Annotated in this window: 18 protein-coding genes; 8 read left to right on the top strand and 10 right to left on the bottom strand. The window is 69.5% G+C overall.

The window, feature by feature from the left end; genetic code table 11:
• Position 1: 1 nt before the first annotated feature.
• Genes LRG07_RS06575 through LRG07_RS06555 form a run of 5 tightly spaced genes read right to left on the bottom strand, consistent with a single transcriptional unit; the run spans position 2 to position 4,355 of the window.
• A complete protein-coding gene (locus LRG07_RS06575) occupies positions 2-940 on the bottom strand; it encodes a RimK/LysX family protein (protein WP_238642014.1) in 939 nt (312 codons plus the stop codon).
• Positions 931-1,488: a TIGR02444 family protein gene (locus LRG07_RS06570; protein ID WP_201173178.1), complete on the bottom strand. Its 558-nt coding sequence runs from the start codon at positions 1,486-1,488 to the stop codon at positions 931-933. The genes LRG07_RS06575 and LRG07_RS06570 overlap by 10 nt, the downstream gene beginning before the upstream one ends.
• A 34-nt stretch (positions 1,489-1,522) precedes the next feature.
• A complete protein-coding gene (locus tag LRG07_RS06565; RefSeq protein ID WP_201173179.1) occupies positions 1,523-2,917 on the bottom strand; it encodes an NAD(P)(+) transhydrogenase (Re/Si-specific) subunit beta in 1,395 nt (464 codons plus the stop codon).
• 2 nt (positions 2,918-2,919) lie between these two features.
• Positions 2,920-3,219 carry an NAD(P) transhydrogenase subunit alpha gene (locus tag LRG07_RS06560; protein WP_011815061.1) on the bottom strand — a complete coding sequence of 100 codons (300 nt, stop codon included), beginning with the start codon at positions 3,217-3,219 and terminating at the stop codon, positions 2,920-2,922.
• Entirely contained in the window at positions 3,216-4,355 is a 1,140-nt protein-coding gene (locus LRG07_RS06555; protein WP_201173189.1) for a Re/Si-specific NAD(P)(+) transhydrogenase subunit alpha, read from the bottom strand. Before LRG07_RS06555 ends, LRG07_RS06560 begins: the two co-directional genes overlap by 4 nt.
• Before the next feature lie 302 nt (positions 4,356-4,657).
• Between LRG07_RS06555 and LRG07_RS06550 the strand changes: the two genes are divergently transcribed.
• Entirely contained in the window at positions 4,658-5,203 is a 546-nt protein-coding gene (locus tag LRG07_RS06550) for an HNH endonuclease (protein ID WP_201173390.1), read from the top strand.
• A gap of 27 nt (positions 5,204-5,230) precedes the next feature.
• Here the strand turns inward: LRG07_RS06550 and LRG07_RS06545 are convergent, their stop codons facing one another.
• Entirely contained in the window at positions 5,231-6,592 is a 1,362-nt protein-coding gene (locus tag LRG07_RS06545) for an ethylbenzene dehydrogenase-related protein (protein WP_370641515.1), read from the bottom strand.
• Positions 6,593-7,774: 1,182 nt separating this feature from the next.
• Here LRG07_RS06545 and LRG07_RS06540 point away from each other — a divergent pair.
• Positions 7,775-8,665, top strand: a complete 891-nt coding sequence (locus LRG07_RS06540; RefSeq protein WP_238642013.1) for a fructosamine kinase family protein — start codon at positions 7,775-7,777, stop codon at positions 8,663-8,665.
• 22 nt (positions 8,666-8,687) lie between these two features.
• Here the strand turns inward: LRG07_RS06540 and LRG07_RS06535 are convergent, their stop codons facing one another.
• The 4 genes from LRG07_RS06535 to xth are packed head-to-tail and all read right to left on the bottom strand — an operon-like array spanning position 8,688 to position 13,052.
• Entirely contained in the window at positions 8,688-9,767 is a 1,080-nt protein-coding gene (locus LRG07_RS06535) for a phytoene/squalene synthase family protein (protein WP_238634993.1), read from the bottom strand.
• Positions 9,742-10,749, bottom strand: coding sequence for a CDP-6-deoxy-delta-3,4-glucoseen reductase (locus LRG07_RS06530; protein WP_238642012.1), 1,008 nt, complete (start codon positions 10,747-10,749; stop codon positions 9,742-9,744). The genes LRG07_RS06535 and LRG07_RS06530 overlap by 26 nt, the downstream gene beginning before the upstream one ends.
• A 36-nt stretch (positions 10,750-10,785) precedes the next feature.
• Complete coding sequence (gene ubiD / locus LRG07_RS06525) at positions 10,786-12,252, bottom strand: 4-hydroxy-3-polyprenylbenzoate decarboxylase (RefSeq protein ID WP_238642011.1); 1,467 nt, start codon at positions 12,250-12,252, stop codon at positions 10,786-10,788.
• Positions 12,249-13,052: an exodeoxyribonuclease III gene (gene xth / locus LRG07_RS06520; RefSeq protein WP_238642010.1), complete on the bottom strand. Its 804-nt coding sequence runs from the start codon at positions 13,050-13,052 to the stop codon at positions 12,249-12,251. The genes ubiD and xth overlap by 4 nt, the downstream gene beginning before the upstream one ends.
• A gap of 132 nt (positions 13,053-13,184) precedes the next feature.
• On the opposite strand from xth, the gene LRG07_RS06515 reads away from it, so the two are divergent.
• The 6 genes from LRG07_RS06515 to trxB all read left to right on the top strand — a co-directional run bounded on the left by LRG07_RS06515 (position 13,185) and on the right by trxB (position 19,466).
• Complete coding sequence (locus tag LRG07_RS06515) at positions 13,185-14,228, top strand: NADP(H)-dependent aldo-keto reductase (protein WP_201173205.1); 1,044 nt, start codon at positions 13,185-13,187, stop codon at positions 14,226-14,228.
• A 16-nt stretch (positions 14,229-14,244) separates the two neighbouring features.
• The gene (gene nfi / locus LRG07_RS06510; RefSeq protein WP_238633269.1) at positions 14,245-14,916 is read left to right on the top strand and encodes a deoxyribonuclease V; all 672 of its coding nucleotides are present in this window, start codon (positions 14,245-14,247) and stop codon (positions 14,914-14,916) included.
• 19 nt (positions 14,917-14,935) lie between these two features.
• Complete coding sequence (locus LRG07_RS06505) at positions 14,936-15,319, top strand: DUF6394 family protein (protein ID WP_201173209.1); 384 nt, start codon at positions 14,936-14,938, stop codon at positions 15,317-15,319.
• A gap of 15 nt (positions 15,320-15,334) precedes the next feature.
• The gene (locus tag LRG07_RS06500) at positions 15,335-17,029 is read left to right on the top strand and encodes a TrkA family potassium uptake protein (protein ID WP_238642009.1); all 1,695 of its coding nucleotides are present in this window, start codon (positions 15,335-15,337) and stop codon (positions 17,027-17,029) included.
• The gene (locus tag LRG07_RS06495) at positions 17,026-18,429 is read left to right on the top strand and encodes an MFS transporter (protein WP_370641513.1); all 1,404 of its coding nucleotides are present in this window, start codon (positions 17,026-17,028) and stop codon (positions 18,427-18,429) included. The genes LRG07_RS06500 and LRG07_RS06495 overlap by 4 nt, the downstream gene beginning before the upstream one ends.
• 74 nt (positions 18,430-18,503) lie before the next feature.
• Complete coding sequence (gene trxB, locus LRG07_RS06490; protein ID WP_201241817.1) at positions 18,504-19,466, top strand: thioredoxin-disulfide reductase; 963 nt, start codon at positions 18,504-18,506, stop codon at positions 19,464-19,466.
• Positions 19,467-19,521 lie beyond the last annotated feature (55 nt).

Below are 19,521 nucleotides of genomic sequence, written 5' to 3'. Positions count from 1 at the left end.
TCTACTCGTCCCCGTCATCGTCGTCCGCCTCCTGCTCGTCGCCATCCGTGTCGTTGTCTTGATCGTCCTTGTCGTCATCGTCCCCGTCCTCCCCCGGATCCTCGTCGTCTTCCTCGACAATTTCCTCGACATGGTCATCGGCATCGATGGCCTCGAGATCCTCGTCATCCGGGGTCACGGGTTCGGTGGCACGCTTCAGGCCGACGTCGACCACCGCCACATCGCGCAGCACATCGCGGCCGATCAGTACCGGGTAGGTCAGGTGGCTGCGGTCGGTCAGGGTGAACTCGGCCGTCTCCGAGAAGCGGCCGATGGTCACGTGCAACTCCACGACCGGCCGTGACTCCCGCCCGGAGGCCTGAACGATGGTGGCGCTGCGCGCCTTGGGGCGCTCGATGGCGATCCGGCCATCGCCGTCCGGGTTGAGCATCTGGAAACGGACCCACGGCTCGCCATCCCGCTCGAATTCCTCGATCTCGCGGGCGTCCACCGAGGAGGTGGAGGCGCCGGTATCGATCCGGGCATCGAACAGCAGCCCCGGCGGATCCAGTTGCAGCTCCTCGATCTCGCCAAAGACGAGCATGCCGTCGGCACTGAGCTCCTGACCCGGGCGCAACTGATCGTCGGGACAGGCCGGCTCGTCCGAGCACTCGGGGTCGCCCGGATCGACGGGGCGCAGCGGCACCAGCCAGCGGTTCGCCGTCTGCGCCTCCATGGCGCCGGCGATGCGCGCCAGCTGCGCCTCGCGCGCCAGCTCACGGGATCGCTCCTGGGCCTCGGCCAGGGCCTCCAGACGCTCGTCGACGCTGTCGAAGCGCTGCTCGAAACGTTCCGTCTCGGCCTTCTCGATGAGCAGGTGATCCGGGGCCGTACAGCCGGCCAGCAACAGGGCGCCGCCCACCGCCAGCAGGGCGGCACGCGGCAGGTTGATCAGGGCCATACCCGTCGGACCTCTTCCGTCGCAGTTTCGTTCCCGAGCCCCTCGCACGCCTCGCAGAGGATCCGCGCGATGGCCGAAACCGCCTCCGGGTCGCAGGTCGGGCACTTGCGTCGTACGACCACGCCGGCATTCCACGCGGCGTCGCGCCAGCGCTCGCCCTCCGGGGCGGCGGGAAGGTCCGTGGGCAGGTCTTGCAGGAAAAGCTTCTGCTCAATCGCCTCGGCGCGGAGCTCGGCGGCGATCAGCTGCTTGCGAAGCTCGTGGTTGTCATCCGCCAGATCGCGGGGCGGATGCAGCTTGAGGTGGCGCCGCAGGGCCCGGAGCGGGTCGATGACCTCTCGATCCCACTCCTGGCCCCGGCGGATGGCACCTTCGGCACTGGAGACCCCGAGCCGCCCCCGCCCCTGCAGACCGCTCCAGACGGCGGCCAGCAGGAGCGAAATGGACAGCCCGTAGCGGGCCTGAAGCTTGAGGCAGGCGGCTTCGACGCCCGGCCTGGCGTAGATATCCTCGGCGAAGCGCCAAAGCCGCTCGGACTCATCCAGCAAACCCGTTGCCTCCAGCAGACCGGCCGCAGCCGGCTTACATACCCTTGACGGTCTGGACCATTTCGGAGACGACCTTCTGGGCGTCGCCGAAGACCATGCGGGTATTGTCGCGGAAGAACAGCTTGTTCTCCACACCGGAGAAGCCGGCCCCGCGACCACGCTTGACCACGAGAACCTGGTCGGCGTAGTCCACGTTGAGGATCGGCATGCCGTAGATGGCGCTGCCCTCGTCCTCCCGGGCGGCCGGGTTGACCACGTCGTTGGCGCCGATGATCAGCACCACGTCGGTGTCCTCGAACTCCTCGTTGATCTCATCCATGTCGTAGATCATGTCGTAGGGCACGCCGGCCTCGGCGAGGAGCACGTTCATGTGGCCCGGCATGCGGCCGGCCACCGGGTGGATGGCGAACTTGACGTCCACGTCGTGCTTTTGCAGCAGCTCGACCATCTCCCAGAGCTTATGCTGGGCCTGCGCCACGGCCAGGCCATAGCCCGGGACGATGATCACCCGGTCGGCGTACCCCATCATGTAGGCGCCGTCGGCGGGACCGACCTCCTTCATCTCGCCCTCGGCCTCCGACTCGGCGGCGGCCGGAGCGGCTCCGAAGCCGCTGAACAGGATGTTCAGCAGCGAACGGTTCATGGCCTTGGCCATGAGCAGGGTCAGCAGCATGCCGGCGGCGCCCACCACCGTACCGGCGATGATCAGCGCCAGGTTGCCCAGGACGTACCCCTTGAAGCCCACGGCCAGGCCGGTCAGGGCGTTGAACAGGGAGATGACCACGGGCATGTCGGCACCGCCGATGGGCACGGTGATGAAGATGCCCAGCGCCAGTGCGGCGATGAAGAACAGCAGGATCGGGAAGCCGGAGCCGGTATTGAACACCCAGATCGCCAGCAGCAGGGTCGCCGCGGCCAGAGCCACGTTCCACCACTGGTGGTTCTCGACCAGGGTCGACTTCTTCAGGCGATCATCCAGCTTGGCCCAGGCGATCATGGAGCCGGAGAAGGCCACCGAGCCGATCACCGCACCGAGCAGGCCGAGTGCGGCCGCGTCGGAGCCCATGGCCGCGGCCACCGAGCCCTCGTCCGCTCGCGCGCCCTGGAGCAGGGAGACCGCGGCGATGGCACCGGCGGAACCGCCACCGAGGCCGTTGTAGACCGCCACCATCTGCGGCATCTCGGTCATCTGCACCTTGAGCGCCGTGTACCAGGCGAAGGCGCCACCAAGGACGATGGCGATCAGGATCAGGGAGATGTTCTCCATCCCCACGCTCGGGTGGGCGAAGGTGGCCACCGTGGCCACGACCATGCCGACACCGGCCCACATCACGCCCTTGCGCGCCGTCACCGGCGAGCTCATGGCCTTCAGGCCGAAGATGAACAGGATGGAGGCGACGAAGTAACTGAGTTGGACTACGACACTCATGTTCAGCCGTCCTCCTTCTTACTGCTCTTGAACATATCGAGCATCCGCTCGGTGACGACGTAGCCGCCGACGGCGTTGGCGGCGCCGAGCAGCACGGCGACAAAGCCGATGGCCTGCTCCAGCGGCGTCTCGGCGACGCCGAGGGCGACCATGGCGCCGACGACGACGATGCCGTGGATGAAGTTCGAGCCGGACATCAGCGGCGTGTGCAGGATGACCGGCACCCGGGTGATGACCTCGTAACCGGCCACCGCTGCGAGCATGAAGACATAGAGTGCGACGAGCCCGCCGACCTCGATCATGACTTACCTCCTTCCAGGCGCTCCCGGGTGGCCCCGTGGCGAACCTGGCCGTCGTGGGTCAGACAGGTATCCGCGATCACCTGGTCATCCCAGTTGAGAGTCAGGTCACCATCCTGAACCATCAGCGTCAGCAGGTTGTACAGGTTCTTGCTGTACATCTCGCTGGTGTGGACGGCGACGCTGGCGGGGAGATTCTTCGGCCCGACCACCAGAACCCCGTTGTGGGTGACGTCCTTGCCGGCCTTGGTGACCTCGCAGTTGCCGCCGGTCTCGGCGGCCATGTCGACAATCACCGTGCCACCGCCCATGCGCTCGACCGTCGCCTTGTCGATGATCTTCGGCGCCGGGCGGCCCGGGATGGCGGCCGTGGTCACCACCACATGGGCGTTGGCGACATGGTTGGCCAGCACCTCGGCCTGCTGTTGCTGCTCCTCGGCGGTGAGCTCGCGGGCATAGCCGCCCTCGCCTACGGCCGAGACCCCGGTGTCGATGAACTTGGCACCGAGCGACTCGACCTGTTCCTTGGTCTCGGGGCGCACGTCGTAGCCCTCGACCTGGGCGCCGAGGCGGCGGCAGGTGGCAATGGCCTGCAGGCCAGCCACACCGGCACCGACCACCACGGCCTTGGCCGGACGGATGGTCCCGGCGGCGGTGGTGAGCATCGGGAAGAAACGCGGGGAACGCTCGGCGGCGATCAGCGCGGCCTTATAGCCGGCGGCAGCCGCCTGGGAGGAGAGGGCGTCGATGGACTGGGCCCGGGTGATCCGCGGGACGAGCTCCATAGCGAAGGAGGTGACCTTCCGCTTGCACAGCGTCTGGATCCGCTCGTCGCCCTCGTGGGGCGTCAGGAAGCTGATGAGCACCGCTCCTTCCTTCACCTGGCCGGTCTCCTTGACGCTCAGCGGCTGCACGCTGAGCAGGACATCGGCCTCCTTGAGCAGCTCGTCACGGGACTGGACGATGCGAACACCGCCGGCTTCGTAATCGGCATCATCGAACCCGGCGCCCTCACCCGCTCCCGTCTCCAGGAGCAGCTCGACGCCGAGTTTGCCGAACTGCTTCAGGACCCCAGGGACGAGCGCGACACGCCGCTCGCCGGGCCGGGTCTCCTTCGGCACGGCAACCTTGATGGCCATGGTTTGATCCCCCGTTTGCGGCAGTTGTTAGCCGTTGGATTGTTCGTGACGACTGTCCGGACGGGCCTCGACCCGGGCCCGGATCACGGCGCACGGATACCGCCGCGCGCCCAGCCGAACGGGCAGATGCTAGCGAATCGGCCACGGGGTGTGAAGCGGTGCCGCGGTGCGGCAAAACCGCAACCCCGCCCACCGACTGTTGTCAAGAGGCGTGCCAACCGGCTATAAGAGGGCAAGCCCAATGCCTGACACGGGGGTGGGCAGTGCTCGAACACCGCATATTGCGCACCGACATATCCGGCATGCCGCTGGAGTGGGTCGGCTTCGAGGAGGCGGTCCGCTACTACTACCTCGGCCAGGTCGCCTACGCCTGCGGCAGTACACTCTACCGGGTCCGAGGCGGGTTCAACTCGGCCACCGGGCGACGATCGTACCTTGACCTGAACTCGATCATCGCCACCGAGGGAACCCGACAGGCATCGCTCAAGGGTCGACCGGGCTACACGCCCCCGCTCAACAATCCGACCCTGTTCCGCCGCGACGCCCACCTCTGCCTTTACTGCGGCAGGCGCTTCCGTTCCTCCGAACTCTCCCGCGATCACGTCACCCCGGTCAGCCGCGGCGGCGCCAACACCTGGAACAACGTGGTCACCGCCTGCAAGCGCTGCAACAACCACAAGAGCGACCGGACCCCGGAGGCCGCGGGCATGGAGTTGCTGGCGGTGCCATTCACGCCCACCCACGCCGAGTATGTCTACCTGCAGGGCCGGCGCATCCTTGCCGACCAGATGGAGTTCCTGCGCTCGCACTTCCCGCGGCGCAGCCCGCTGCGGGTGCGCGAGCCGTAGCCCAGCAGCGCCCTTCTCCGAGGCGGCCTATTCGGAGCGCTCGATGCGCCGGCGCTCCTCGTAGAGCAGGTAGTCCTGGAGCTGCGGCAGCCGGTGCTCGTCGCCGATGGCGTCCTCGCCGCCAAGGACATGCCCCGCGCCTGGGTGACCGCCGCGGCCCCGGTCGATGAGCCAGTCCCAGGTCATCTGCCCCGGGTAGATCAGTCCGATATCGGCCCACGCCACCTCGGCCTCGTCCAGATCGCCCTCCGTGTAAGTGGCCACGATGTCGGCCTCCGGGGCGTCGCCCGCCTCCCCGGCCAGGGCAAGCGTGTGCGGCATCGAGACCCGGTGCCAGCGCTGCCCCACGCCCTCGTGGACGGCGAAGGCCACGTCGTAGACCTCACCGGGCTCCAGGGCGTGGCTGTCGGTGGGGTCCGGCGCCTCTAGCGAGCGGGTCAGGCGAACTCGCCAGGCGCCGTCCTCATAGCCACCGTCGGCCCGGATCGCCCCGCGGCTGCCGTCCGGCTCCTGCAGGAAACGCTGCGGCAGAACGTCCCCGTCCTCCCAGGGGTGGTCGGGGTCGAAATCGGTGGCGTGCCCCTCGCTCAGGTAGTAAAGGTCGTCCTGGTCGTAGTCACCCGCGAACAACCGCTCGCGGTCCAGGGCACGGAAGCCGGCCTCGTCGGGGTCGTACATCCAGCGCGGCTGCTCCGCCTCGTCGTCCCAGTTGTCGGTGAACATGCCGCGTCCCGCAGAGCTGTGGCGGTACTCGAGGACGTAGCCGTTGTCGGCGTAACCCAGGGGATGGGAGCGGTGGGCACGCCACTGCCACAGGTCGAGGAACTCACCGCGCTCGCGCATCGCCTCAAGCTCCGCCTCATCCCGCACGGCCGCCCAGTCGGCGGCGCCGTCACCGTCCTCGCGCGACTGGGGGATGTACTTGCGCACGTCCGAGCGCCCCAGGGTCTCGCCCAGGTGGGGGTGGGCCCGTACCTCGTCGGCCCCGGCGGCGCCGGTGAGCCCGCGCATACCCTCGTGGGCGGTCATGAATCCGCCGTAGCGGTCCAGCCCGACGTCCCCGTCGTCCAAGAGCATGGAGATGCGGTCCTCGTAGAGGCCGTGCTCGTCGGGTTCCGGACCCCCACTCCCGTAGCGGACCCACTCGCCACCGCTGCCGCGCCCCTCCACCTCGTAGACCCAGTACTGGTGATACCAGGACGGGGCCTCGGTGGCGAACTCGTAGCGGATCTGGATGGCCTCGTCGTTGTAGACGGCCCCCACCCGCAAGGTGCGCTCGAGCTTGCCGCGCGGCGGGATATAGACGTTACGCTGCGCATCCTCGGCCAGGGGCCGGTCCGGTTCCAGGCGGACGTCGAGCAGCGCCGAGGCCGCCCGCCACAGCCGCACGCTGTCGAACAGACCGCCCTCCAGCTCCACGTGGGCGAGACCAGCGCTGCGGTAGAGGTGGGCCTCCGGCGCCGCCGCCTCCAGTGCCTCGCTGTGGGAGAAGGGCACCACCCGGTCGTTGGTGCCGTGGACCAACAGCAGCTCCGGGTGGTAGTCCGACCAATCCCGACGGGACGGGTCCAGCTCCTCCAGGGCATCGCGGTAAGCGGCCGGGATCTGCTCCAAGTAGTCATCGAAGGCCTGGGGGTCGTCATTGGCGAGCAGATCCACCAGGGCGGCCGCCTCCTCGCCCAGCGCCGCGCGCTCGGCGCCGATGTCCGACTCTGGGTCATCCAGCCGGCGTTCGGCGATACGCTGCAGCCACTCCCGGTCATCCCCGTCCACCCGGCTGGCCAGTGCCTGGAGGAGAACCCAGCGGCTCTCCGCCCGTGGCGCCGGGTCATCCTGGGCGTCGGCCAAAGCGTCGTACCCGGTGGTGATGTAGCGCAGCCACGCCTCAAGATCGTAGTACCCACCGATCAGGGCGACGAACTCCACGCGCCGGCGCAGCTCGTCGTCGGCGGTGGCGAGCAGCACCGGACCGCTCATCAGGCTCAGGGTGCTCACCCCCAGGGGCAGCCCGCGACTCGCCTCGCGGTTGGCCATATGGCGGACCGCATCGGCGACGTCATCGCGATTCTCCGGCCCCCAGCGCAGCTCGCGCAGCCCCTCCACCTCGGGCACCAGGACCCGGTAGCCGACTCGGGTCAGGCTCTCGGCCATCTCCACCAGGCGCCGGTCGTCCTTGCCCTGCTCGGTCAGGCCGTGAATCAGCACCAGGTTGCCGCGGGCCTCGCCGTCCGGGCGGTAGAGATCCGCCTCGCGCTCGCCTTGGCCCTTGTCGTAGCGCACTGAAGTGCGCTCAGGGTCGCCGCCGCGATCCTGCAGGCGGGTCTCTTCGTGGCCCTCGGCGCTCAGATCGCCGAGCAGCAAGGCGGCCTCGTACTCCCGGTCGAGGGTGGCGCAACCGCCAGCGGACAGGGCCGCTGCGGCGCAGGCCAGGGTGGCGGATCGGGGGATTCGGGACACGGTGGCACCTCGCTGTGGACACCCGGAACGGGGTCCGGGACGGTTGAGTCGCAGCCGCCTATTCTGCACGTTGTCCGTCACGCATCCGACCCCTGAACCGCAGGAGCGCTGGCCATGGATCTGCAACAAACCATCGAGACCGCCATCACCGAGGCCACCGACGAAGCCTTCGGCCCGGCCCGCCGGGGCGGCGCCGGGGGCGGCTGCATTAACGACGCCTTCACCCTCAGCGACGGGCACCGCCGCTTCTTCGTCAAGATCAACGATGCCGCCGGGGCCGAATTGTTCGAGACCGAGGCCGACGCCCTGCGCGAGCTGGCCGGCGCCGGGGCACTGCGGGTGCCGCGGCCGATCGCCGAGGGCGCTCACGGCGGACAGTACTTCCTGGTCCTCGAGCACATCGACCTCTCCGGCCGGGGCGATACCGCCGGCTACCGGCGCCTGGGCGAGGGGCTGGCCGCCCTGCACGGGGCCTGCGCCGCGGCCCACGGCTGGCACCGCGACAACTTCATCGGCGCGACACCGCAGCCCAACGGCTGGGACGAGGACTGGGTCCGGTTCTTCCGCGAGCGGCGGCTGCGCCACCAGCTGCGCCTGGCCGCCGAACGCGGCGCCGGGCGCCGGGTGGTCGACGCCGGGGAACGCCTGGCGGCGGGGCTGGGGGCACTGTTCCGGGACTACACGCCGGCCCCCTCGCTGCTCCACGGCGACCTGTGGGGTGGCAACGCCGGCTTCGCCCGCGACGGCGCGCCGGTGATCTACGACCCGGCCACCTACTACGGCGACCGCGAAACCGACCTGGCCATGAGCGAGCTATTCGGCGGTTTCCCGAGCGCCTTCCATGAGGGCTACGACGCCATCTGGCCGCGTGATCCCGGCTACGCGGTACGGCGCGACCTCTACCAGCTCTACCACGTGCTCAACCACTTCAACCTGTTCGGCGGCATGTACCGGAGCCAGTCGCAGCGGCTGATCGATCGGCTGCTGGCCGAGATCGGCGGCTGAGCCAACACCGCGTGGCAGTCGCTCACGCCGGCTCGCGCGAGCGCACCAGCGGCCGTGGCAGCCCACGGCCGCTCCAGGCCAGCACCGTGCGCATGGCCCAGTCGCGCTCGGCGGCGTAGTTGGTCAACCCGGCCAGGCGACGCACCTGGCGGCGGCTGATCTTGACTTCGTCGCCGGATTTGAAGCCGGGGTGCCGGCGGATCTGCCGCAGCGTGGCCAGCGACATCGTCGCCGCCCAGGCACAGAAACGGCGGATGCCCGGCTGCGTCGGGGGAATGCGCAGGATGTAGGCACGCGCCGCTTCCATGTGCTCGACCCCAATCTCGACCATGCGGCCGATACCGCGGTGGAACCCCGGGTCCTCGCTCCAGTCCGCGTCGGGGCCGAGGCTGCAGCCGGATTCGGTGAAGACCTCCCGCGGCAGCCAACAGACCCCCCGCTGGCGGTCGGCCCAGACATCCTTGATGACATTGGTCGCCTGCAGCCCGAGGCCGAAGCGCCGGCCCAGGTCCATCATCTCGTCGCGGTTGCTGTCGAACCCCTCGACCTCGAGGATGAACAGGTCGGTGAGCATCTCGCCGACCACGCCAGCGACGTAGTAGCAGTACTCCTCGAACTGCGCCCGGTCGGCCAGCCCTACCGGCGAGCGCAGGCGCTGGAAGCGGGCCATCCCCTCGCCCATGACCGAAACGCAGCGGATCACCGGCCCCTGGTGGGCCTCGGGCAGCCCGCCGGTCACCGCGATCACCCGTGGCAGCGACACGACCAGATCGCGCTCGGCCGGCGGCGTGTCCCAGTCGAGCACCGCCTCGATTTCCCTGGCGAGCCGGCCAGGATCGCGGGCGCCGTGGAGGGCCTCCTTGAGGCCGATCATGAGGTCGTGCTTGGCCTCGACGTCGGCCGCCGAGTGGTCCTCGATGGTATCCGCCACCCGGCACAGCAGGTAGGCGTTGGTGACGGTATCGCGCAGCACCTCGGGCAACTGCGGGATGGTCAGCGCAAAGGTCCGCGATACGCCGGGCAGCGCCGCCTCCTGATAGGCGCGGTTCACCGCCCAGCGGTAGGCCCTGTAGCGATCACTCGTGGCTGAAGTGGAATGCATCGTAGAAGAGTCGCTCCGGGTTCAGTCCGTGCTCGAGGAAGGCCGCCCGCGCAGCCTCGGTCATCGGCGGCGGGCCGCTCATGTAGACATCGAAGCCGGAGAGGTCCGGGTGGTCGTGCACGACGGCCTCGTGCACCCAGCCGATCCGCCCGTCCCACGCGTCTTCGGCGCCGGGCTCGGAGAGCACCGGGGTGTAATCCACACCGGGGTGGGTCTCGGCCCAGCCCCGGGCCAGGTCGTCCAGGTACAGTCCGGCGCGTTCGCGGGTGCCCCAGTAGAGGTGAAACCGGCGCCGATCGCCCCGGGCCAGGGCGTGCTCGAGGATCCCCTTGAGCGGGCCGAAACCGGTGCCCCCACCGACCAGCAGCGCGGGCCGGTCGCCGTCATCGCGCAGATAGAGTTGGCCCAGAGGCCCCTCGATGCGCAGCAGCTCGCCCTCGCGCATCTCGTTGAAGACGTAGTCGGTGAAGCGCCCGCCGGGGATATGCCGAATGTGCAGCTCCAGGTGCTCGTCGTCCAGGGGCGAGCTGGCCAGGGAGAAGGCGCGCCGCTCGCCGTCGCCGAGCAGGATCTCGACATACTGCCCCGGCCGGAAGGGAAGGCGTTTGCCCTCGGGCAGACGCAGGAAGAGGCGGCAGATCGACGGCGCCAGGTGTTCCAGGCGCGCCACCCGCGCCGGCAGGATGCGCGGCGCCGCGGCGACGTCGCCCAGGGGCTCGAGGTCCACCGCCAGATCACTGGCGGCCCGGGCCTGGCAGAGCAGGGCCAGGCCCGCAGCACGCTCGGCGTCATCCAGGGCCTTGGGCTGGCCCGACGGGTAGGCGACCTCGCCGGCGCGCACCGGCGCACGGCACGTCCCGCAGACGCCGTTGCGGCAACCGTAGGGCAGCGAGACGCCCTGGCGCAGGGCGGCGTCGAGTACCGCCTCGTCGGGCTCGGCGCCGATCTCGGTGCCGTCACTGAAGCGCACGGTGTAGGTCATGGCCCTCTGCCTGGTTCGTAGGCGGCCGCTGCCGCGTCAATCAAGACCGAGTTCCGCCCAATAGGCGTCCACCCGGGCCCGGGTGGCCGCATCCATGGTGGCCGGTGTGCCCCAGGTGCGGTCGGTCTCCCCGGGCCACTTATTGGTGGCGTCGAGCCCCATTTTCGACCCCAGCCCCGAGACGGGGGAAGCGAAATCGAGGTAGTCGATAGGGCTGTGGTCGATGAAGGTGGCGTCGCGCCGCGGGTCGCTGCGGGTGGTCAGCGCCCAGATCACCGCCTTCCAGTCGCGGGCGTCCACGTCGTCATCGGTGACGATGATGAACTTGGTATACATGAACTGGCGCAGGAACGACCAGACCCCGAGGAGGACGCGCTTGGCGTGCCCGGGGTACTGTTTGCGGATCGTGACCACCGCCAGGCGGTAGGAGCAGCCCTCCGGCGGCAGGTAGAAGTCGACGATCTCCGGGAACTGCTTGCGCAGGATGGGCACGAAGACCTCGTTGAGCGCCTCGCCGAGCACCGCCGGCTCGTCCGGGGGCCGTCCGGTGTAGGTGGAGTGGTAGATCGGCGCCGCCCGGTGGGTGATCCGGTCGATGGTGAACACCGGGAAGGTCTCGGTCTCGTTGTAGTAACCGGTATGGTCGGCGAACGGGCCCTCTTCGGCAGTGTCCCCGGGGTGGATGTGGCCCTCGAGCACCACCTCGGCCGAGGCGGGCACCTGGAGCGACGACCCCTTGCAGGTCACCAGCTCGGTCTTCGAGCCGCGCAGCAGACCGGCGAAGGCGTACTCGCTGATGGCATCGGGCACGGGCGTGACGGCGCCGAGGATGGTGGCCGGATCCGCCCCCAGGGCCACCGCCACCGGGAAGGGCTCGCCGGGGTGGTGGCGCTGATGCTCGGCGAAATCCAGGGCCCCACCCCGGTGGGCGAGCCAGCGCATGATGACCCGGTTGCGGCCGATCACCTGCTGGCGGTAGATGCCCAGGTTCTGCCGCTCCTTCTCCGGGCCACGGGTGATCACCAGGGCCCAGGTGATCAGCGGACCGGCATCGCCGGGCCAGCAGGTCTGGATCGGCCAGCGCGACAGATCCACGTCCTCGCCCTCGATCACCCGCTCCTGGCACGGCGCCTTGCGCACCGTCTTCGGCGACATGTCCAGCACCCGGCGGAAGACCGGCAGCTGCCGCCAGGCATCACGCATCCCCTTGGGCGGCTCGGGCTGGCGCAGGAAGGCCAGCAGCTCGCCGATCTCGCGCAGCGCGGCGACATCCTCGGCGCCCATGCCGAGGGCCACCCGGTGCGGCGTGCCAAAGAGGTTGCCGAGCACCGGCGTGTCGTAGCCGCGCGGGCGTTCGAAGAGCAACGCCGGGCCGCCGGCACGCAGGGTCCGGTCGCAGACCTCGGTCATCTCCAGATGCGGGTCCACCGGGTGGCGGATACGCTTGAGCTCGCCCCGGGCCTCGAGGTGCTGGAGGAACTCGCGCAGGTCGCGGTACTTCATACCGGGCTCCCGCCCTCGCCCCCCGCCAGCAGCGCGGGGTCGAACTCGGCGACCACCGGGGCGTGATCCGAGGGACGCTCCCAGCGGCGCGGCTCGACGTCGACCCCGGACGCGGTGCAGGCCCGCGCCAAGGCGCTGCTGGCCAGGATGAGGTCGATGCGCAGGCCTCGGTTGCGCTTGAAACTATTGACCCGGTAGTCCCACCAGGAGAATTGCGCCTCGGGCTGCTCAAACAGCCGGAAAGTATCCACCAGCCCCAAGTCGAGCACCCCCTGCAGCGCCTCGCGCTCGGGCGGGCTGAACAGCACCTTGCCCTCCCACTCGGCGGGGTCGTGGACATCCGCCGGCTCTGGGGCGATGTTGAAATCGCCCAGTACCACCACCTGCTCGTGGGCCGCCAGCTCCTGGGCCACCCAGTGGTGCAGGGCCTCCAGCCAGCGCAGCTTGTAGTCGTACTTCTCCGAGCCCACCTCCTGGCCGTTGGGCACGTAGAGATTGATCAGCCGCACCCCGTCCACGGTACAGGCGAGCACCCGGCGCTGGGCATCGGCGAAGCCGGGCAGGTCAGTCACCACCTCCTCCGGCGTGCTGCGGGCAAGCACGGCCACCCCGTTGTAGGTTCGCTGGCCGGCGAAACACGCCTGGTAACCGGCCTCCTGCAACGCCGTGAGCGGGAACTGGTCGTCGGGGACCTTGGTCTCCTGCAGGGCGATCACCGACGGTGCGGCACTCTGCGCCCACACCTTGACCTGCGGCAGGCGGACCTTTAGGGAGTTCACGTTCCACGAGGCGATCTTCACCGGGGTCTCCTTCTTCGGCGGTCGCCCCCAGCTTAACGGCTCGCCGGCGCCGCCACGAGTCCGCCGGGGGCTTGCCGGCAGCCGGCGCGGCCGGGAAACTGACCGGGTCCACGCCGACAGCAGGGCACGCCCATGGAATACCGTCCACTCGGCCACACCGATCTGCGCGTCAGCAGCATCTGCCTCGGGACCATGACCTGGGGCGAGCAGAACACCGAGGCCGAGGCCCACGCGCAGCTCGACCTCGCCACCGAGCGTGGGGTCAACTTCATCGACGCCGCGGAGATGTACCCGGTGCCACCGCGCACCGAGACCGCCGGGCGCACCGAGGCGTATCTGGGCAGCTGGCTGGCCCGCCAGCCTCGCCGCGAGGACCTGGTCATCGCCACCAAGATCGCCGGCCCCGGGCTCGACTCGATCCGCGACGGACAGCGCGCCTACACCGCCGAGCAGCTCCGGGAGGCGGTGGACGGCTCGCTGCGGCGGCTGCAGACCGACTACATCGATCTCTACCAGCTTCACTGGCCCGAGCGCCGCGCCAACTTCTTCGGGCGACTCGACTATCCCTGCCCTGAGGAAGAAGGCGAGGACGAGCGGGCGCGCATCCGGCGCACCCTGGAGGCGCTGGGCGAGCTGGTGGCCGCCGGGCGGATCCGCGCCATCGGCCTGTCCAACGAGACGCCCTGGGGGGCGATGCGCTTCATCGCCGAGGCCGAACGCCTGGGCCTGCCGCGCATCGTCTCCATCCAGAACCCGTACAGCCTGCTCAACCGCAGCTACGAGGTGGGCCTCGCTGAGGTCAGCCACCGCGAGCGCTGCGGCCTGCTGGCCTACTCGCCGCTGGGCTTCGGTGTGCTCAGCGGCAAGTACCTGGACGGGCAGCGCCCCGCCGCGGCCCGGCTGACCCTCTACGAGCGCTTTCAGCGCTACACCGGCGAGCGGGGCGTGGCGGCCACCCGGGCCTACGTCGAGCTGGCCCGCGAGCACGATCTCGACCCGGCGCAGATGGCCATCGCCTTCGCCACCCAACGGCCCTTCTGCACCAGCACAATCATCGGCGCCACGACCCAGGCGCAGCTGGCCGACAACCTGGCCGCGGCCGATCTGACCCTGCCCGAGGCGGTGCATGACGGCATCGAGGCGATCCACGCCGCCAACCCCAACCCGTGCCCGTAAGCCGGGGCCCGGCGGCGTGACTTGGCCCTGCCGGATCCCGCACCCCTGGCGCGTGGACGCCGCTGAAGGAGCGCGGATCCAACGCCAGCTGCACCAGCGGGTGCGGCTGGCCAACGACCTGCCGCCGGTAGTGAACGTTGCCGGGGTCGACGTCGGCTTCCGCGACGGCGGGGCCACCGCCTGCGCCGCCGTGGCCCGTTACAGCTGGCCGGGGTTCGAGCTGCAGGAAAGCCGGCAGGCCCGCCGCCCGGTGGAGATGCCGTACCGCCCGGGGCTGCTCTCGTTCCGGGAGCTGCCCGCCATCCTCGACGCTCTGGCTGGGCTGGAAACACTGCCCGAGCTGCTGCTCTGCGACGGCCAAGGCGTCGCCCACCCGCGCCGGCTCGGCATCGCCGCTCACCTGGGCGTCCTGCTCGAGCGACCGAGCATCGGCGTCGGCAAATCGCGACTGATCGGCTCGCACGCCGCGGTCGCCGAGGCGCGCGGTGCCAAGACACCGCTGTACGACGGCCAGGAGCGCATCGGCACGGTGCTGCGCACCCGTGCACGGGTGCGGCCGGTATACGTCTCGCCCGGTCACCGCCTAGACTACGACACGGCAGCGGCCTGGGTGATGGCCTGCTGCACCCGCTACCGCCTCCCGGAGCCGATCCGCACCGCCGATCGGCTGGCCTCGCGCGGCGGCTGACGGAAACCAAGGAGTTCTCATGAATCTCGAGAAGGTCGTCTTCGGCTTCTTCATCCTGCTGGCGCTGACCCTGAACTTCGGGTTCGTCTACGGGACGATCGACAACCCGGACCACCACGCCGCCTGGGAGCTGTTCGCCGCCATCGTGGTCAACCTGATCGCCACGGTGCTCAAGTTCGGCGAACGCACGCAGATCGGCGCCATCCTCCTGGCGGCGAGCCTGGTTGCCGACCTGCAGCTGATTGCCGCCGCCGTGCTCTGGGGTGTGGCGGTCTACGGCACCGGCGTGGGCCTGACCGACATGACCATGGCCAGCATCGTCTCCCTAGCCAGCGGTGCGCTGGTGGCCAACGTGGTCTCGGTGACCCTGCTGATCATCGAGACGGTGAAGATCCACCGCTAGGCGCAGGACCGATCCATGGGCAACGCCGCCTTCTACATGGTGCTGCGCCGCATGCGCGGCCCGCTGCTGATGCTCATCGGCAGCTATGCGCTGGGCATCCTGGTGCTCATGGCCATCCCCGGCGAGCACCCGGACGGCGAGCCGTGGCGGATGAACTTCATCGACGCCCTCTACTTCCTGACCTACACGGCGCCGACCATCGGCTTCGGCGAGTATCCGCACGAGTTCAACTACGCGCAGCGCTTCGGGTACATGCTGGCCATCTACCCGCCGGTGATCGCCTGGTTCTACGCCATCGTGACCATCGTCGGGCTGATCCAGGATCCGATCTTCCGCCGCACGGTGGAGGCCGGGCGCTTCCGGCGCCGGGTGCGGCGTCTCGCCGACCCGTTCTGGATCATCTGCGGCTACGGCGACACCGGCTCGCTGCTGGTCCGCTCGCTCACCGAGCGCGGCTGGGAGGCCACCGTGCTCGATGTCGACCGCGAGCGCATCGCCGAGCTGGAGACCCGTGACCTGCGGCTGTTCGTCCCCGGCTGGCAGGCCGATGCCAACGTCACCGACAACCTGCGCGCTGCCGGCCTCGACCACCCGCAGTGCGCCGGTGTGCTGGCGGTGACCAACGACGACCACACCAACCTGCAGATCGCCATCACGGTGCGGTTGCTGCACCCGGAGCAGCGCGTCATCTGCCGCGCCGAGAACCGCGCCACGGCGGACAACATGGCCTCGTTCGGTACGGACCACGTGGTCGATCCGTTCTCCTCGTTCGCCGACCGGCTGGCGCTGGCGATCACCAAGCCGGAGATGCACCGGGTCTACGAGTGGCTGTCGGGGATGCCCAACACCCCCCTGTTCGAGCCACCCCGCCCCCCTTCGGGCCGGTGGCTGATCTGTGGCTACGGGCGCTTCGGCAAGGCGGTCTGCCGGCGGCTCGACAAGGTCAATGTGCCCTACACCGTTATCGAGCGGACCCCGGAGCAGACCGGCGCGCCGGAGGGCACCATCTATGGCAAGGGGACCGAGGCGGTGACCCTGCGCGAGGCCGGCGTCGAGCAGGCCGAGGCGGTGCTCGCCGGCACCGACGACGATGCCGACAACCTCTCCATCGTCATGACCGGGCGGGACATCAAGCCGGACCTCTACCTGGCCGCCCGCGAGAACCAGATGGCCCATCGGCCGCTGTTCAAGGCGGCGCAGCTGCAAATGCCGGTGGAACCGAGCTACCTGATCGCCACGCGCATGCTGAGCCTGATCACGGCACCGCTGCTGCCGGAATTCCTGCGCATCGCACGCGGGTTCGACCGCAGCTGGCACGCCGCGGTGGCCCGACGCATCCGCGAGGTCAGTGGTGGCCGGGTTCCGGAGATCTGGACCCTGGAGGTGAGCGAGCGCCGCAGCCCGGCGATCCTTGAACTCCGTCACGAGGGCGCCGAGGTGGCCATCGGCGACATCCTGGCTGACCCCCAGCAGAGCGGCCAGGGCATGAACACCGTGGCGCTGCTGTTGGTCCGCCCGGAGGCCGTGGTCCCCCTGCCCGATCTGCAGGTGCCGCTGGAACCGGGGGACCGGCTGCTGTGCTGCGGGACCACCGAGGCGCGCGCGCAGCTGCGCTGGACCCTGTTCCACCGCAACACGCTGCGCTATCTGACCACCGGCGAGCAGCGCCCCGACGGCTCCATCTGGCGCTGGCTGGGGGAGCGCCGGTGAGCGAGGAGGCAACCCCCACCGCACCGGCCGAGCGCAACGGCTACGCCGGGCTGCGGGTCTATCTGCACCCGCGGGTCATCGCCATGGCCTTCCTCGGCTTCTCGGCGGGGCTGCCGCTGCTACTGGTCGGCGGCACGTTCACCGCGTGGCTCCAGGACATGGGCGTCGAGCTGGCCGCCATCGGCTTTCTCAGCTGGGTGGGGATCGCCCACAGCATCAAGGTGGTCTGGGCGCCCTTCGTCGATCGCCTCACCCTGCCGGTGCTCGGCCCCTGGATGGGGAGGCGCCGCTCCTGGATGCTGCTCGCGCAGCTGATCGTGGCCAGCTCACTGCTCGGTATGGCACTGACCGACCCCACCGAGTACCTGGGCCTGGTGGCCGTGTTCGCCGTCGCCGCCGCCTTCGGCTCGGCCACCCAGGACGTGGCCATCGACGCCTACCGGGTCGAGGCCGCCGCCCGCCATCGGCAGGCGGCCATGGCGGCCACCTATGTCTTTGGCTACCGCATCGCCCTGCTCGCCGCCGGGGCCGGAGCGTTGCACCTGGCCGCCTGGGGCAACTGGACCCTGGCGTACAGCGGCATGGCGCTGCTCATGGGCGTGGGCCTGACCACAACGCTGCTCATCCGCGAGCCGCAGGTGGCCGTCAGCCGCGACACGCGGCAATTGGAGCAGCGGGTCGTCGACTACCTGGAGCGGACCCCGCACCGGGGCCTGCGCCGGCGGATTACGGCCTGGCTGATCGGCGCCGTGCTCTGCCCCTTCGCCGATTTCTTCAAGCGCTTCGGCCTCCCGGTGGCCATCATCATCCTGCTGTTCGTCGCCACCTTCCGCGTCAGCGACATCGTCATGGGCGTGATGGCCAACCCGTTCTACCTGGACCTGGGCTTTACCAAGGACCAGATCGCCAACATCGCGGCGGCCTTCGGCCTCGCCATGACCCTTTTCGGCGCCGCCCTCGGCGGCGTCATGGTCAGCCGCGTGGGCATCGCGCCGATGCTCATCGCCACCGCCATCCTGGCGCCACTGACCAACCTCACCTTCTCGTGGCTGGCGACACTGGGTCCGGAGATCCACGGCCTGATCGCGGCCATCGTGGCCGACAACGTCACTGGCGGTATGGCGATCGCGGTCTTCCTCGCCTACCTGGCGAGCCTGACCAACACCGCCTATACGGCCACACAGTACGCGCTGTTCAGCTCGCTGATGACGTTGCCGGGTCAGTTCCTCGGCGGTTTCACCGGGGTCGTCGCCGAGCAGGTGGGCTGGGTCCACTTCTTCATGATCTCTGCCGCCGCCGGGCTCCCGGCGATTGCCCTGGCCCTGGTCCTGCTGCGCTACGCCCACCCGGACCGCATCCACCGACCGGGGCGCGACGGCGTAGAGACACCCTTGCAATAGCGCTAACATATCCCCGGCCGCGCGCGCCGGGCGTGCGGTGCATCCACCCCTGCAAACAGACGAGTCGTGACCCCATGGCCCAACAGAGCAAGCATTGCAACGTGCTGATCCTCGGCTCCGGCCCGGCCGGCTACACCGCGGCCATCTACGCCGCGCGGGCCAATCTCGATCCGGTCCTGGTCACCGGCATGGAGATGGGCGGCCAGCTGACCACCACCACGGAGGTCGACAACTGGCCCGGCGAGCCGGAAGGCATTCAGGGTCCGGAACTCATGGACCGCATGCGCCGCCAGGCCGAGCGCTTCAACACCGAGATCATCTTCGACCACATCCACACCGCAAGCGTGGCCGGGCAGCCGATCACCCTGGAGGGCGACCAGCATCGCTACACCTGCGACGCGCTGATCATCGCCACCGGGGCGAGCGCCAAGTACCTCGGCCTGGCGTCCGAGAAGCAATTCATGGGCAAGGGCGTGTCGGCGTGCGCCACCTGCGACGGCTTCTTCTACCGCAATCAGCCGGTTGCGGTGGTCGGCGGCGGCAACACCGCCGTCCAGGAGGCGCTGTACCTGGCGAACATCTGCTCCCACGTCACCCTGGTGCACCGACGCAACAACCTGCGCGCCGAGAAGATCCTCCAGCGCCAGCTCATGGAGCGGGTCGAGCAGGGGCGCGTCGATATCTGCTGGAACCGGGCCCTGGAGGAGGTCGTCGGTGACGACAGCGGCGTGAACGGCGTGCGCCTGCGCCATACGGAAAGCGGCGAGATCGCTGAACGCGAGGTCTCGGGCGTCTTCATCGCCATCGGCCACTCCCCCAATACCGGGCTGTTCGAGGGTCAGCTGGCCATGTCCGGCGGCTACATCCGGGTCAACAGCGGCCTGGACGGCAACGCCACGGCGACGAGCGTCCCGGGTGTGTTCGCCGCCGGCGACGTCTGCGACCACGTCTATCGCCAAGCGGTCACCTCGGCCGGCACCGGCTGCATGGCCGCGCTGGACGTGGAGCGTTACCTGGAGCGGCTCGCCCATTCTTGATTGGCCCCGGGGGCTGATTGAGAATAGAGCCCGTTTGTCACAGGCGCCGGGACCG

Source organism: Halorhodospira sp. 9622 (assembly GCF_022228025.1).
Taxonomy (GTDB): domain Bacteria; phylum Pseudomonadota; class Gammaproteobacteria; order Nitrococcales; family Halorhodospiraceae; genus Halorhodospira; species Halorhodospira halophila_A.
Note: the sequence above shows the minus strand (reverse complement) of the source record. Positions and strands in the feature narration are given on the sequence as shown.

Bases quoted from the DNA above. Each gene is read 5' to 3' on its own strand.
- LRG07_RS06575 (WP_238642014.1), bottom strand. From the start codon at position 940: ATGGCCCTGATCAACCTGCCGCGTGCCGCCCTGCTGGCGGTGGGCGGC.
- LRG07_RS06565 (WP_201173179.1), bottom strand. From the start codon at position 2,917: ATGAGTGTCGTAGTCCAACTCAGTTACTTCGTCGCCTCCATCCTGTTC.
- LRG07_RS06560 (WP_011815061.1), bottom strand. From the start codon at position 3,219: ATGATCGAGGTCGGCGGGCTCGTCGCACTCTATGTCTTCATGCTCGCA.
- LRG07_RS06555 (WP_201173189.1), bottom strand. From the start codon at position 4,355: ATGGCCATCAAGGTTGCCGTGCCGAAGGAGACCCGGCCCGGCGAGCGG.
- LRG07_RS06550 (WP_201173390.1), top strand. From the start codon at position 4,658: ATGCCGCTGGAGTGGGTCGGCTTCGAGGAGGCGGTCCGCTACTACTAC.
- LRG07_RS06540 (WP_238642013.1), top strand. From the start codon at position 7,775: ATGGATCTGCAACAAACCATCGAGACCGCCATCACCGAGGCCACCGAC.
- LRG07_RS06535 (WP_238634993.1), bottom strand. From the start codon at position 9,767: ATGCATTCCACTTCAGCCACGAGTGATCGCTACAGGGCCTACCGCTGG.
- LRG07_RS06530 (WP_238642012.1), bottom strand. From the start codon at position 10,749: ATGACCTACACCGTGCGCTTCAGTGACGGCACCGAGATCGGCGCCGAG.
- ubiD (WP_238642011.1), bottom strand. From the start codon at position 12,252: ATGAAGTACCGCGACCTGCGCGAGTTCCTCCAGCACCTCGAGGCCCGG.
- LRG07_RS06515 (WP_201173205.1), top strand. From the start codon at position 13,185: ATGGAATACCGTCCACTCGGCCACACCGATCTGCGCGTCAGCAGCATC.
- LRG07_RS06505 (WP_201173209.1), top strand. From the start codon at position 14,936: ATGAATCTCGAGAAGGTCGTCTTCGGCTTCTTCATCCTGCTGGCGCTG.
- LRG07_RS06500 (WP_238642009.1), top strand. From the start codon at position 15,335: ATGGGCAACGCCGCCTTCTACATGGTGCTGCGCCGCATGCGCGGCCCG.
- trxB (WP_201241817.1), top strand. From the start codon at position 18,504: ATGGCCCAACAGAGCAAGCATTGCAACGTGCTGATCCTCGGCTCCGGC.